The sequence below is a fragment of the Actinomyces sp. AC-20-1 genome (genome assembly GCF_023369555.1).
Taxonomy (GTDB): domain Bacteria; phylum Actinomycetota; class Actinomycetes; order Actinomycetales; family Actinomycetaceae; genus Actinomyces.
The window spans coordinates 51,875-65,049 of record NZ_JACJVC010000008.1 but is presented as its reverse complement, the minus strand read 5'-3'; the positions used below and the strand labels follow the sequence as shown (position 1 = coordinate 65,049).

Below are 13,175 nucleotides of genomic sequence, written 5' to 3'. Positions count from 1 at the left end.
CCTGGGGCACGTGGACCATCTGAGCGCCTTCGTGCAGGGACGAGGCCGCTGGTGCGCCACCATCGAGTGGGAGTGGCGCCAGAGCCGGGACGAGCTCTCGCTCCACCACGCGGACGCGGCGGTGCGGGGAACCTGCGGTGCTGTGATCCACCCGCAGGACAGCGAGCACACCGATATCGAGGCGCTGCTCACCACGATGCGCCGACCGGGGGACCCACCGAACAGGCACCGGGGTGAGGCCGAGACACTTGTCGTCATCTCCCATCGCCCCGATCTCTTCGGCGCTGTCTTCATGTCCGATGACGGCGGGGCACGGCAACGGGCTCGAGAGGAGGCGGCGGTGTCCCTCTGCCTGGGAACCGTCGATCTTCTGGCCTACTTCGAGGTCATGGGGAAGATCGACCGGAGGCAGGCGCACGAGGACCTCAACGTCTTGAGGAGGAACAGCCGACACGTGCGCCCCGCCGACCCGACGGGCTACGACCGCCTGGTTGAGAGGCTGTGGGCAAAGCGAGACATCGTGGGGCAGGGGCGTCGTGGCTGAGGCCCACCGGGAGTCTCGCGACCACTGGGCCGGCCTGCCCCCGGAGGAGGACCGGCCGGCGGACGTGCGCGAGGTGGGGGTCGGGCCCTGGCCCGGGGGAGAGACCGCCTGGCCGCAGGACCCCCGCTACGACCCGGCGCTCCTGCGCGACGGCGACCGGCGCAACGTCGTCGACCGCTACCGCTACTGGAGGACCGAGGCCGTGCGGGAGGACCTGGCCGCCCGCGCCCACGCCCTGCACGTCGCCGTCGAGAACGTCAGCCAGGACCTCAACATCGGCTCCATCGTGCGCAGTGCGAACGCCTTCAACGTCGGGGCCGTGCACGTCGTCGGCCGGCGCCGGTGGAACAAGCGCGGCGCCATGGTCACCAACAGGTACCTGGACGTGCGCCACCACCCCGAGCCCTCCGGGCTGCTCGAGTGGGCGGCCGCCGAGGGCTACGAGGTCATCGCCATCGACAACGGCCCCGGTTCCCAGCCCCTTGAGTCCCAGGTGCTGCCCGAGCGCTGCCTGCTGGTGCTGGGCTCGGAGGGGGCGGGCCTGAGCGAGGAGATGCTCGCGGGGGCGTCACGGCTGCTGCGGATCGGCCAGTACGGGTCGACGCGCTCGATCAACGTGGCGGCCGCGGGCGCCATCGCCATGCACATGTGGGTCCTGCAGCACGCGGGCCCGGCGCCGGACTGAGCGCCCGGGCCGCCCGGGCGCCTGCGCCCCGGGACCATGATCCGGTACCCGCCGGGTGCGTTCCGTGGGAGAATCGGCACGCACCACTGCACTTTGACACTCAGGAGGCACACAGTGGCCATTGCAACCCCGGAGTCCTACGCCGACATGCTCGACCGCGCGAAGGCTGGCGGCTACGCCATCCCCGCGATCAACGTGACTTCGTCCCAGACCCTCTCCGCCGCCCTCCAGGGCTTCGCCGAGGCCGAGTCCGACGGCATCATCCAGGTCTCCAACGGTGGCGCCGCCTACTGGTCCGGCTCCTCCCGCGGCGACAAGGTCAAGGGCTCTCTCGCCATGTCCGCGTACGCCTACGCGATCGAGGGCCTGTACCCCATCACCTTCGCGCTCCACACCGACCACTGCCCCAAGGGCATGATCGACCCGTGGCTGCGCCCGCTGCTCGAGATCGAGGTCGAGCAGGCCAAGCGCGGTGAGCCCACCGCCTTCCAGTCCCACATGTGGGACGGCTCCGCCGAGACCCTCGAGGAGAACATCCGCATCGCCGTCGAGCTGCTCGCCCTGTCCAAGCAGGCCAACACCATCCTCGAGATCGAGATCGGCGCCGTCGGCGGCGAGGAGGACGGCATCAAGGGCGACGAGAACGCCAACCTCTACACCACGGCGGACGACGCCTGGGCCGCCGTCGAGGCCCTGGGCCTGGGCGAGAACGGCCGCTACACCACCGCCCTCACCTTCGGCAACGTGCACGGCGCCTACAAGCCCGGCCACGTCAAGCTCAAGCCCGAGCTCCTGGGCGAGATCCAGGCCGAGGTCGCCCAGCGCCTCGGTGACCGCCTGGCCACCAAGGTCGGCGACAAGAAGACCCCCTTCGACCTCGTCATGCACGGCGGCTCCGGCTCCACCGCCGAGGAGATCGCCACGGCCGTGCGCAACGGCGTCATCAAGATGAACGTGGACACCGACACCCAGTACGCCTTCACGCGCCCGGTCGTCGACCACATGCTCAAGAACTACGACGGCGTGCTCAAGATCGACGGCGAGGTCGGCAACAAGAAGGCCTACGACCCGCGCGCCTGGGGCAAGGCCGCCGAGAAGGGCATGGCCGCCCGCGTCGTCGAGGCCTGCGAGCGCCTGGGCTCCGTCGGCTCCGCCTCCAAGCAGCACTGAGCCCGGCTCCCGCCCGGCCCGTTGAGGGCCGACGGCGGCTGCTCAGTCATCACCGCCGCCCCGGCGCTCGTGGAGCGCCGGGGCGGCGCCGTGCCTGACGGGCTCCGCGGTGGGACGGGGCGCCTGCCGAGGGCCGGGACGGACCGGGCCGCCGTCGTCGTGCTCCGGTAGGCTGGCCGACGGCGTGCGCGCCGTCGCGCCATCACCAAGCAAGGGAGCAGCCATGCCTGCGGTTGTTGTCGTCGGTGCCCAGTGGGGCGATGAGGGCAAGGGAAAGGCCACTGACCAGCTCGGTCAGGACGTCGACTACGTCGTGAAGTTCAACGGCGGTAACAACGCCGGCCACACCGTGGTCATCGACGGCGAGAAGTTCGCCTTCCACCTGCTTCCCGCCGGCGTGCTCACCCCGGGCGTCACCCCGGTCATCGGCAACGGAGTCGTCGTCGACCTCGAGGTCCTGTTCGCCGAGATCGCCGAGATCGAGTCCCGCGGCAAGGACGCCTCCAACCTGCGCATCTCCGCCAACGCCCACCTCATCCCCTCCTACAACCGCATCATGGACCAGGCCACGGAGCGCTACCTCGGCGACCGCCAGCTCGGCACCACCGGGCGCGGCATCGGCCCGACCTACGCGGACAAGATGAACCGCGTGGGCCTGCGCGTGCAGGACCTCTTCGACGAGTCGATCCTGCGCCAGAAGGTCCGCAGCGCCCTCGACCAGAAGAACGGGGTCCTCACCAAGATCCTGGGGACCGACGCCGTGGACCCCGAGGCGGTCGCCGACGACCTGCTGTCCTACGCCGAGCGCGTGCGGCCCATGGTCATCGACTGCTCACTCGTCCTCAACGACGCCCTCGACGCCGGCCAGACGGTCCTGTTCGAGGCCGGCCAGGCGACGATGCTCGACATCGACCACGGCACCTACCCCTTCGTCACCTCCTCGAGCCCGACAGCGGGCGGAGCCTGCACCGGCACCGGTGTGGGCCCCACGCGCATCGACTCGGTGGTCGGCGTCGTCAAGGCGTACACGACCCGCGTGGGAGAGGGGCCCTTCCCCACGGAGCTGCTCGACGAGATGGGCGACCGGCTGCGTGAGGAGGGCGGTGAGTACGGGGTGACGACCGGGCGGGCGCGCCGCTGCGGCTGGCACGACGCCGTCGTCACCCGCTACGCCTGCAGGGTCAACGGCCTGACGGACCTGGTGATGACCAAGCTCGACGTGCTCACCGGCCACGAGACGATTCCCGTGTGCGTGGCCTACGAGGTGGACGGCGAGCGCGTGGAGGAGATGCCGCTGACGCAGACGGGGTTCCACCACGCCCGGCCGGTCTACGAGGAGCTTCCGGGCTGGAGCGAGGACATCACGGGCGTGCGCCGCTTCGAGGACCTGCCGGTCAACGCCCAGAGGTACGTGCTGCGCATCGAGGAGCTGGCGCGCACGCGCATCAGCGCGATCGGTGTGGGTGCGGGCCGCGAGGCGACGATCTCGCGGCACAGCCTCATCGGCTGACGGGCCAGCGCCGGTCTGGCCGCACCGGCCCGTCCGCGCCAGGACAACGTGACGGAGCCTGGACAACCTGGTTGATGCCACCGGGTTGTCCAGGCTCTCATGCGTTGTCCTTGACCGAGGGGGCTGTGGCTCTCAGTGGGAGGTGGGACGGGCGCGGCCGGACTCGGGCTGGACACAGCCCGTGCGTGAGGCCGGCAGCGGCGGGACGAGGGACGTTCGGCTACTGGCCGTCGGGGCTGCCGGGCTGAGCGCTCTGGCCGTAGCCCTGGGGTGCCTGCCCGTAACCCTGGGAGGGCTGCTCGGGCTGCTGGGGGGCGAAGGACGGCGGCGCTGCCTGCTGGCTGGGCTGGCCGTAACCCTGAGGCGCCTGACCGGGCTGCTGGGGGGCGAAGGACTGAGGCGCCGGCTGCGCGCCCGGCTGGCCGTAGCCCTGCGCAGGCTGGCCGTACTGCTGACCCGGCTGACCGTAGCCCTGCGGGGCCTGGGGCTGCTGGCCCGGCTGGCCGTACTGCGGCGCGTAGCCCTGGGCCGGGTACGCGGGAACGGCGCCGGCGGGAGCCTTCTTCTTGCGCGAGACCAGCACGACGCCGACGATGACGCCGGCCACGGCCAGCACCCCGACGAGGATGCCGATGATCCACGTGAGCGGCAGCCCGGCGGAGTCCTTGCCCTCGGCGTGCAGCGTGCCGCTCTCCTCCATGAGGTTCCAGGTGACGGTGTTGCCCGAGATCTCGGCGTTGCCCGAGGCCTGGGTGACCTTGCCCGGGAAGGTCATGGTGAGGGTGGCCTCGAAGTCCGAGAACTCCTCGCCGGCCAGCTCCTCGTAACTGTCCACCTGGCTGCTGGTGTCGCCCGCCTCGAAGCTGACGAGGTAGAGGTCTCCCTTGTGCGTGACCTGGAGCGGGGAGCCCTCGGAGTTGACCTCGGACAGTGGCAGGTCCTTGGCGACGGACTGGCAGGCCGGCTGCCCGTCATGCTCGGTGAAGGTCGAGGTCATCTCGTAGCCGGAGTCGCTCATGGTGCTCTCGTCGTCGCACGAGTCCTCGGTGACCTCGCTGCCCCACGCGAGGAAGGAGAAGTCGACCGTCTCCCCCTCGTGGATGGTGACGTCGTACTTCAGACCGCAGGCGCTCATCGCGAGGACCATGGGGAGGATGGCTAGCGCTGCCAGACGGCGCCGCAGGGAGTGGGTGCTCATGCACGGAGTCTACTGGTACGTGTCGTGACAGGAGAGGGGAGTGGGCGGGTACGGGCGCCGCCGGCCAGGTGCGCGCGTCCCGCCGCTCGCAGCCTCCCGGAGGCGTCACACGCGGCCGGGCCTCAGGAGGTCGAGCGCCCCGGACCGGGCTCCCGACCACCGGCGCCAGGCGGCCGCCCCGACGGCGGCGCCGGCCACTGCCACGGCGCCGACGGCCCAGCCCCAGTACCTGTCCCAGGCGCTCAGGCCGGCGCCGGGGCTGGCGTGACCGGAGGCGGAGACACCGGAGGAGAGGACGTCGGCGTCGGACCAGGTGACGCTCGTGCCCTCGACGAGACCACCACCCGACTCGACCACGGCACCGGGGAAGGTGAGGGTGACGCGGGCGTCCACCACCCCCGCCAGCGACGGTGCACCGTCACTGGCGGCGGCGTCGGACCCGGAGAGGCCCTGGAGCGCGGACAGGTCCACGACGTAGAGCTCGCCGTCGCGCACCACCAGCGGGGCGGAGCCGTCCGGCGACGCGCCAACGGCGGAGGCCTCGGGGACCGCGACTCCGCTGATCGTCACCTCGCAGCCGACGCCGCCCGCCTCATCGGCCGACCCGACCGGCCGGGAGGTGACGCTCGCTCCCTCGGAGGCGCCCACGAGCGCGGGGTCGGCGTAGTCGGCGCAGTCGGTGTCCGCGGTCAGGACGGTGCCGGTCGAGTCGCGCATGTCGAGGACGACGTCGTAGGTGCCGTTCTCGCTCAGCGTCATGTCCATGTGCGCGGTACATCCCGCCAGGACGGCCGCGAGCAGCCCAGTCGCGGCGAGCAGGCGGATGGGGCGAGGCGAGGGGCGGTGGTGAAGGTCGGGCACGGGACGACGCTAGCGGTGCCGGGAGCCGGGGAACGACGACCTCCCGTCCTGTGATGGAGACCACGCGGCGGGCCGGTGCCGATTTCGCTCTTAGGGACCTAAGTGGAGGTGAAAGCCGCACCCATCTGAGAGAGGATGGGACCTGACCACCAGAGTCAAGAATCCAAGGAAGGGACTCACACATGACTGTGACCGCCCAGGACGTTCGCGCTGCGGCGCCCGCCAACGCTCCCGAGGACGTTATCGAGTTCGCGATCCGCATCGCCGAGCTCGGCAAGCCGGAGAAGGTCTACTTCACTGACGGCACCGACGAGGAGTGGGACCGCCTCACCTCCGAGATGGTCGAGTCGGGCATGTTCACCCGCCTCAACCCCGAGAAGCGCCCGAACTCCTTCCTGGCCCGCTCCCTGCCGAGCGACGTGGCCCGCGTGGAGTCCCGCACCTACATCTGCTCCGAGAAGGAGGAGGACGCGGGTCCCACCAACAACTGGTACGACCCGGCCGAGATGAAGGCCATCCTCAACGAGAAGTTCGACGGCACCTACGCCGGCCGCACGATGTACATCATCCCCTTCTCGATGGGCCCCCTCGGCGGCCCGATCTCCCAGCTGGGCATCGAGATCACCGACTCCCCCTACGTCGTCGTCAACATGCGCATCATGGCGCGCATCGGCACCAAGGCGATGGACCTCATCAACGAGGGCCGTCCGTGGGTCCCCGCCGTCCACTCCGTCGGCGCCCCCCTCGCCCCCGGTCAGGAGGACACCACCTGGCCGTGCAACGAGGAGAAGTACATCACCCACTTCCCCGAGACCAACGAGATCTGGTCCTACGGCTCCGGCTACGGCGGCAACGCCCTGCTCGGCAAGAAGTGCTACGCGCTGCGCATCGCCTCCACGATGGCCCGCCGCGACAGCTGGATGGCCGAGCACATGCTCATCCTGCGCCTGACCGACGAGAAGTCCGGCAAGCAGTACCACGTCACCGCCGCCTTCCCCTCGGCCTGCGGCAAGACCAACCTCGCCATGCTCGAGCCCACCATCGAGGGCTACAAGGTCGAGACCGTCGGTGACGACATCGCCTGGATGCGTCAGGGCGAGGACGGCCGCCTGCGCGCCATCAACCCCGAGGCCGGCTTCTTCGGCGTCGCCCCGGGCACGTCCTACAAGACGAACCCGATGGCCATGGAGACCATGAAGGCCAACACCATCTTCACGAACGTCGCCCTCACGGACGACGGCGACGTGTGGTGGGAGGGCATCGACGCCGAGCAGCCCGAGCACCTCATCGACTGGCACGGCAACGACTTCACCAAGGCGGACGCCGCCGAGGGCAAGAAGGCCGCGCACCCGAACTCGCGCTTCACCACCCCGGCCGCGCAGTGCCCGATCATCTGCCCCGACTGGGAGGCTCCTGAGGGCGTCGCCATCGACGCGATCCTCTTCGGTGGCCGCCGCGCCACCAACGTGCCGCTCGTCGCCGAGCAGTACTCGCCCGCCCACGGCGTGTTCATCGGCGCCTCCGTGGCCTCCGAGGTCACCGCCGCCGCCACGGACGTCAAGGCCGGCTCCCTGCGCCACGACCCCTTCGCCATGCTGCCCTTCTGCGGCTACAACATGGCCGACTACTGGGGCCACTGGCTCGAGGTCCAGGAGCAGCTGGGCGAGAGCTTCCCGAAGGTCTACCAGGTCAACTGGTTCCGCAAGGACGAGGACGGCAAGTTCCTCTGGCCGGGCTACGGCGACAACTCGCGCGTCCTGGACTGGATCGTGCGCCGCGCCTCCGGCGAGGTCGAGGGCGTCGAGGGCGTCACGGGCATCTACCCCAAGCGCGAGGACTTCAACCTCGAGGGCACGGACGTGACCGAGGAGGACTGGGCCAAGATGTACGACATCGACCCGGACGCCTGGGCCGCCGAGATGGACGACACCGAGCAGTACTTCGCCAAGTTCGGTGACAAGGTCCCCGCGGCGATCCGTGAGGAGCTCGCCAAGTTCCGCGAGCGCATCGCGGCCGCCAAGGCCTGAGCCGCCTCAGCCGCCTGAGTGACAGGGCCCCCGGTTCGCCGGGGGCCCTGTCGCGTGCGCCGGGGGCTGTCACGATCCAGGCCATTGCCCGGCCGGCACCGGGGTGCTGTGGGCCGAAGCCGCAGGACTGCGCGGTTGTGCCCGCCCTCTGGTGGGTTCCCCTGCTCAAATGGCCTGGATCGTGACACCTGGGTGGTGACGCTCCTGCGCGATGCGCCGCAGCACCGCCCGCACGTCCTCCACCACCCGGTGGGAGATGACCTCCTGGCGCGTGAAGCGCATCGGACGGTAGCCGAGCCTCGTCAGCTGGCGGTCGCGCCACCGGTCCCGGGCGAACTGCTCCGGCTCCGAGTGGTAGGACGCGCCGTCCGTCTCCAGGACGATGACCCCCTCCACGATGAAGTCGACCTCCCCGACCCCGCGGACCGGAACGCCGTCGCGGTGCCTGAGCCCCGCACCAATGAGGTCGAGCCGCACCGAGGTCTCCAGCGGTGAGCGGCAGCGCCCGCTCGCCAGTGCCAGCCGCCGGCGCCCCAGGGCGCTGCCGCGTCCCCGCCCGAGCGCCGCCCGGAGCTGCTCGACGCTCACCCGCCTCTCGTGCAGGGCCTGGTCCACCGGGCACAGCGCCTCGAGGGTGGAGACGCGGGTGCACATGAGCAGGTGGGCGAGCGTCTCCTCGAGGGGCAGGAGCGGAGGGCGGTCGTTCGGCGGGCGCGGCACCCGCCTCGAGACGTGCACGTGCTCGCCCGCCACGGGTGGGAAACCGCGTCCATGAGGGACGATGACGTGGTCGGCGCCCCGGCACCAGGAGGGCACCTCGAGCCCGTGCGCGCGTGCGGCGACCGTGCAGGAGAGGAAGCCCCCGTGGACCCGGGCGAGGGTGACCGCCGGGTGCGTGCCGGGCAGGCTCACCGTGCCGTGGGGGTGCGGGAGCAGCTCGTGCTGCGCGATGAGGAGGTCCAGCCGACGTCTCTCGGTGCGGCTGAGGCGCAGGTCCCGCACGCGCGAGGCGCCGCCGGCGAGGCGGACGCGGTCAATGAGGTCGTGTCTCATACGGGTGATCGCAGCGCAGGCGCGTCCGGGCGGCAACGGTGCGGGGCTGCTGCTGTGGACGCGCGCCCGTGAGCGGCCTGCGGGCCGGGCCTGTGGAGCCCGAGGACGGCCCGGGCTGTCACGATCCAGGCCATTGCCCGCCCGGCACCGGGGCGCTGCCAGCCGCAGCCGCAGGATGCTGCGATTGGGCCCGGCCTCTGGCGGGTGCCCCGGCCCCAATGGCCTGGATCGTGACACCGGCCCGCTACGCTGCCACCGTGAAGATCCTGCTCCTGGGCTCCGGCGCGCGCGAGCACGCCCTCGCCCGTGCCCTCGCCCCCGCCGCCTCCGAGCTCGTCGCCGTCCCCGGCAACCCCGGCATCGCCACCGTCGCTCTGCCCACCGGCACCGCCACCACCATCAAGGCCGACCCCGCCTCCGCCGAGGACGTCGTCCCCCTCGCCCGGGAGATGCAGGCCGACCTCGTCGTCATCGGCCCGGAGGCCCCGCTCGTCGCGGGTGTCGCCGACGCTCTGCGCGAGGCGGGCGTGCCCGTCTTCGGACCCGGCGCCGAGGCGGCCCGCCTCGAGGGCTCCAAGGCCTTCGCCAAGGAGGTCATGGAGGCGGCGGGCGTGCCCACGGCCGAGGCCGCGGTGTGCGCGACCCGCGAGGAGCTCGAGGCGGCACTGGACCGCTTCGGCGCCCCCCACGTCGTCAAGGACGACGGCCTGGCCGCCGGCAAGGGCGTCGTCGTCACCTCGGACCGCGAGGCGGCCCTGGCGCACGGCCTGGCCTGCCTGGGCAAGGAGGGTGGGCGCGTCGTGGTCGAGGACTTCCTCGACGGCCCGGAGGTCTCCCTGTTCTGCGTGTGCGACGGGGCCACCGTGCGGCCGCTGGCCCCCGCCCAGGACTTCAAGCGCCTGGCCGACGGCGACGCCGGCCCCAACACCGGTGGCATGGGCGCCTACACGCCCCTGACGTGGGCGCCCGAGGACCTGGGCGAGCAGGTCGTGCGCGAGGTCGCCCAGCCAGTCGTGGACGAGATGGCCCGCCGCGGAACCCCCTTCACGGGCCTGCTGTACTGCGGCCTCGCCCTGACGGCTCAGGGCCTGCGCGTCGTGGAGTTCAACGTGCGCTTCGGCGACCCGGAGACCCAGGCCGTGCTCGCGCGCCTGACCTCCTCACTGCCCGAGCTGCTGCTCGCCTGCGCGACCGGCAGGCTCCACGAGGTCGAGCCCCCCACCTGGTCCGAGCAGGCGGCCGTGGACATCGTCCTCGCGGCCCCCGGCTACCCGGGCACGGTCACCACCGGCGGTGTCATCACGGGGATCGAGGCCGCCGAGGCCGTTGCGGGCGTCCACGTCCTGCACGCCGGCACGGGACTGAGTGACGACGGCGAGCTCGTGGCCACGGGCGGGCGCGTCCTGTCCGTCGTCGCCCTGGGGGACGACGTCGAGCAGGCCCGTGCCCGCGCCTACGAGGCCGTCTCGCGCATCCACCTCGAGGGTGCCCAGTACCGCACGGACATCGCCGCCGGCCGCTGAGCGGTGCCATGAGCGAGGGCTACGGGTACATCCCCGACCCGGATCGCCACCCGGACGGGGTGCTAACGGGATCGCTCTACGGCTGGGTCCCCTACATTCCCCGCACGCCCACAACCTACGAGCGCGACGTCTCCAGGGCGGCGCGCGGCGCGCCTCGCCGGCGGGGTTGCCCTCATCGTCGCGTGCACCGCCGCACCGTTGGCAGCCCTGGCCGTGAGCGTTGACCGGGTCGAGGACTACACGTCCGACCTCGCCGACGGCCCGCAGACTCTCGCCGTCGCCTGCCGCTATGACGACCTGCCCAACCTCGTCCCGCGCAGGCGTTACGACTACCTCACCCTGCGGCTGCCCGCGCAGGAGCAGCGGCTGGAGTGGCTGGACGTCTACTCCGCGCAGGTCGGCGCGGACCCGGCTGCCCTGTGCCACGGCCTGGAGGGGGAGGCCGATGTCCTGCTCACGTGGTACCCGCGCAGCGGCGTGGTGGTGTCGCTGGCGGCTCGGGAGGAGCCCTGAGGGCTGGCGTGCGACCCGTGAGGCGGGGTGCGCCGGGCGGGCGCCGCGTCCGTCGGGCTGCCCGGGTGGCACGATGTGCCCATGAGCCTCGCCCCCGTCATCCCTCCCGCCCCCGTGCTCGCCGGCTGGACCCACGTGTCCTCCGGGAAGGTCCGTGACGTCTACGCCCCCGACGGCGGCCCCTGGGCCGGCCAGGACGTGCTCCTCGTCGTCGCCTCGGACCGCGTCAGCGCCTACGACTTCGTCCTGTCCACCCCGGTGCCGGACAAGGGCAAGGTGCTCACGGCGCTGTCCGCCTGGTGGTTCGAGCAGCTGGCGGACGTCGTGGAGAACCACATGGTCTCGGTCACGGACGTGCCCGCCGAGGTGGCGGGCCGGGCGATGGTGTGCCGCCGCCTGGACATGTACCCGGTGGAGTGCGTGGCCCGCGGCTACCTCACCGGTTCCGGGCTGGTGGAGTACCAGGCCTCGCGGTCGGTGTGCGGCGTGAGCCTGCCCGAGGGCCTGGTGGAGGCCTCGCGCCTGCCACAGCCGGTCTTCACCCCGGCGGCGAAGGCGGAGCTGGGCGACCACGACGAGAACGTCTCCTTCGAGCGGGTGGTCGAGATGGTCGGTGAGCCGACGGCGAGGGCCCTGCGGGAGGTGACGCTCGCCCTCTACTCGCGGGCGGCCGAGGTCGCGCACGAGCGCGGCATCATCCTGGCGGACACGAAGCTCGAGCTGGGTGCGGGCGCGGACGGCGCCCTGGTGCTGGGCGACGAGGTGCTGACCCCGGACTCCTCCCGGTTCTGGCCCGCGGATGAGTGGGTCGAGGGGCGGGTGACGCCGTCCTTCGACAAGCAGTACGTGCGCGACTGGCTCACCGGCCCGGCCTCGGGCTGGGACCGGGCCTCGGGCGAGGCGCCGCCGGCGCTGCCGGAGCAGGTGGTCGAGCGCACGCGCGAGCGCTACCTGGAGGCCTACGAGCGCCTGACGGGCGCGCCGCTCGCCCTGTGAGGTCGGGCCCGCCGCGCGGCGCCGGGTAGTCTTGCCCTGCACCTTCCTGTTCCCACCCCGTCACCAGGAGGACCGATGGGACGCATCGTCGTCGAGGTCATGCCCAAGCCCGAGATCCTTGACCCTCAGGGCAAGGCCGTCGTGGGAAGCCTCCCGCGGCTCGGGTTCGACCAGTTCACCGCTGTCCGCCAGGGCCGCCGCTTCGAGCTGACGGTTGAGGGGCCGGTGACCGACGAGCACCTGGCCGCCGCCTCCGAGGCCGCCGCCACGCTCCTGTCGAACCCGATCATCGAGGACGTCGTGTCCGTGCGGGCCGACGACGAGGAGGCCTGATGGCCCGCATCGGCGTCATCACCTTCCCCGGCACGCTGGACGACGTCGACGCCCTGCGCGCGGTGCGCCTGGCCGGGGCCGAGCCCGTCTCGCTGTGGCACAAGGACGCGGACCTTCGCGGGGTCGACGCCGTCGTGGTGCCCGGTGGCTTCTCCTACGGCGACTACCTGCGCTGCGGCGCGATCGCCCGCTTCGCGCCGGTGATGGACGAGGTCATCGAGGCCGCGGGCAAGGGCATGCCCGTGCTGGGCATCTGCAACGGCTTCCAGGTCCTCGCTGAGGCGCACCTGCTGCCGGGCGCGCTCATCCGCAACGACCACCAGCGCTTCCTGTGCCGGGAGCAGTGCCTGCGGGTGGAGTCGGTGTCGACGGCGTGGACCGGCCTGTTCGAGGAGGGTGAGGAGATCACCGTCCCGCTGAAGAACGGTGAGGGCAACTTCATCGCCTCCCCGGAGGAGGTCGAGCGCCTCGAGGGGGAGGGGCACGTGGTGTTCCGCTACGTGGGCCTCAACCCGAACGGCTCGGTCAACGACATCGCCGGCGTGCGCAACGCGCGCGGCAACGTCGTGGGTCTCATGCCCCACCCGGAGCACGCGGTGGAGCCGGGCTTCGGGCCGGACTCCGAGGCGGGCCCGCGCACGGGCACGGACGGACTGAGGCTGTTCCAGTCGGCGATCAGCATGCTGGTGGGGGCCTGAGGGGCCCAGGGCCCGCGCGGCGGCGTCATCCTCAGGGTGGCGCCGCCTGCTGCTGCCACGGGGC

General features: G+C 71.9%; 13 protein-coding genes. 10 read left to right on the top strand and 3 right to left on the bottom strand.

The window, feature by feature from the left end; genetic code table 11:
* The first annotated feature begins 10 nt into the window (after positions 1–10).
* From H6X67_RS06485 to H6X67_RS06470, 4 genes are all read left to right on the top strand, one after another.
* The gene (locus H6X67_RS06485) at positions 11–544 is read left to right on the top strand and encodes a hypothetical protein (protein ID WP_249367950.1); all 534 of its coding nucleotides are present in this window, start codon (positions 11–13) and stop codon (positions 542–544) included.
* On the top strand, positions 537–1,229 hold the full coding sequence (locus tag H6X67_RS06480; protein WP_249367952.1) for a TrmH family RNA methyltransferase: 693 nt from the start codon (positions 537–539) through the stop codon (positions 1,227–1,229). Before H6X67_RS06485 ends, H6X67_RS06480 begins: the two co-directional genes overlap by 8 nt.
* 114 nt (positions 1,230–1,343) lie before the next feature.
* The gene (gene fbaA / locus H6X67_RS06475) at positions 1,344–2,399 is read left to right on the top strand and encodes a class II fructose-bisphosphate aldolase (protein ID WP_249367953.1); all 1,056 of its coding nucleotides are present in this window, start codon (positions 1,344–1,346) and stop codon (positions 2,397–2,399) included.
* A 223-nt stretch (positions 2,400–2,622) separates the two neighbouring features.
* Positions 2,623–3,909 (top strand): adenylosuccinate synthase, encoded by a 1,287-nt coding sequence (locus H6X67_RS06470; protein ID WP_249367956.1) that lies wholly within the window; start codon positions 2,623–2,625, stop codon positions 3,907–3,909.
* Between the two features lie 220 nt (positions 3,910–4,129).
* Here H6X67_RS06470 and H6X67_RS06465 read toward each other — a convergent pair whose 3' ends face one another.
* Positions 4,130–5,107, bottom strand: a complete 978-nt coding sequence (locus H6X67_RS06465; protein ID WP_249367958.1) for an LppM family (lipo)protein — start codon at positions 5,105–5,107, stop codon at positions 4,130–4,132.
* A gap of 105 nt (positions 5,108–5,212) precedes the next feature.
* Complete coding sequence (locus H6X67_RS06460) at positions 5,213–5,968, bottom strand: LppM family (lipo)protein (protein ID WP_249367960.1); 756 nt, start codon at positions 5,966–5,968, stop codon at positions 5,213–5,215.
* A 182-nt stretch (positions 5,969–6,150) separates the two neighbouring features.
* Here H6X67_RS06460 and H6X67_RS06455 point away from each other — a divergent pair, with 182 nt between their 5' ends.
* Positions 6,151–7,995 (top strand): phosphoenolpyruvate carboxykinase (GTP), encoded by a 1,845-nt coding sequence (locus tag H6X67_RS06455; protein WP_249367962.1) that lies wholly within the window; start codon positions 6,151–6,153, stop codon positions 7,993–7,995.
* A gap of 165 nt (positions 7,996–8,160) precedes the next feature.
* Here the strand turns inward: H6X67_RS06455 and H6X67_RS06450 are convergent, their stop codons facing one another.
* Positions 8,161–9,048 (bottom strand): endonuclease domain-containing protein, encoded by an 888-nt coding sequence (locus tag H6X67_RS06450; RefSeq protein ID WP_249367964.1) that lies wholly within the window; start codon positions 9,046–9,048, stop codon positions 8,161–8,163.
* A gap of 257 nt (positions 9,049–9,305) precedes the next feature.
* On the opposite strand from H6X67_RS06450, the gene purD reads away from it, so the two are divergent.
* The 5 genes from purD to purQ all read left to right on the top strand — a co-directional run bounded on the left by purD (position 9,306) and on the right by purQ (position 13,111).
* Positions 9,306–10,571: a phosphoribosylamine--glycine ligase gene (gene purD / locus H6X67_RS06445; RefSeq protein ID WP_249367966.1), complete on the top strand. Its 1,266-nt coding sequence runs from the start codon at positions 9,306–9,308 to the stop codon at positions 10,569–10,571.
* A gap of 213 nt (positions 10,572–10,784) precedes the next feature.
* Entirely contained in the window at positions 10,785–11,084 is a 300-nt protein-coding gene (locus H6X67_RS06440; RefSeq protein ID WP_249367968.1) for a hypothetical protein, read from the top strand.
* Between the two features lie 81 nt (positions 11,085–11,165).
* On the top strand, positions 11,166–12,080 hold the full coding sequence (locus H6X67_RS06435; protein ID WP_249367970.1) for a phosphoribosylaminoimidazolesuccinocarboxamide synthase: 915 nt from the start codon (positions 11,166–11,168) through the stop codon (positions 12,078–12,080).
* 75 nt (positions 12,081–12,155) lie between these two features.
* On the top strand, positions 12,156–12,413 hold the full coding sequence (gene purS, locus H6X67_RS06430) for a phosphoribosylformylglycinamidine synthase subunit PurS (protein WP_249367972.1): 258 nt from the start codon (positions 12,156–12,158) through the stop codon (positions 12,411–12,413).
* Positions 12,413–13,111 (top strand): phosphoribosylformylglycinamidine synthase subunit PurQ, encoded by a 699-nt coding sequence (purQ, locus tag H6X67_RS06425; RefSeq protein ID WP_249367974.1) that lies wholly within the window; start codon positions 12,413–12,415, stop codon positions 13,109–13,111. Before purS ends, purQ begins: the two co-directional genes overlap by 1 nt.
* Positions 13,112–13,175 lie beyond the last annotated feature (64 nt).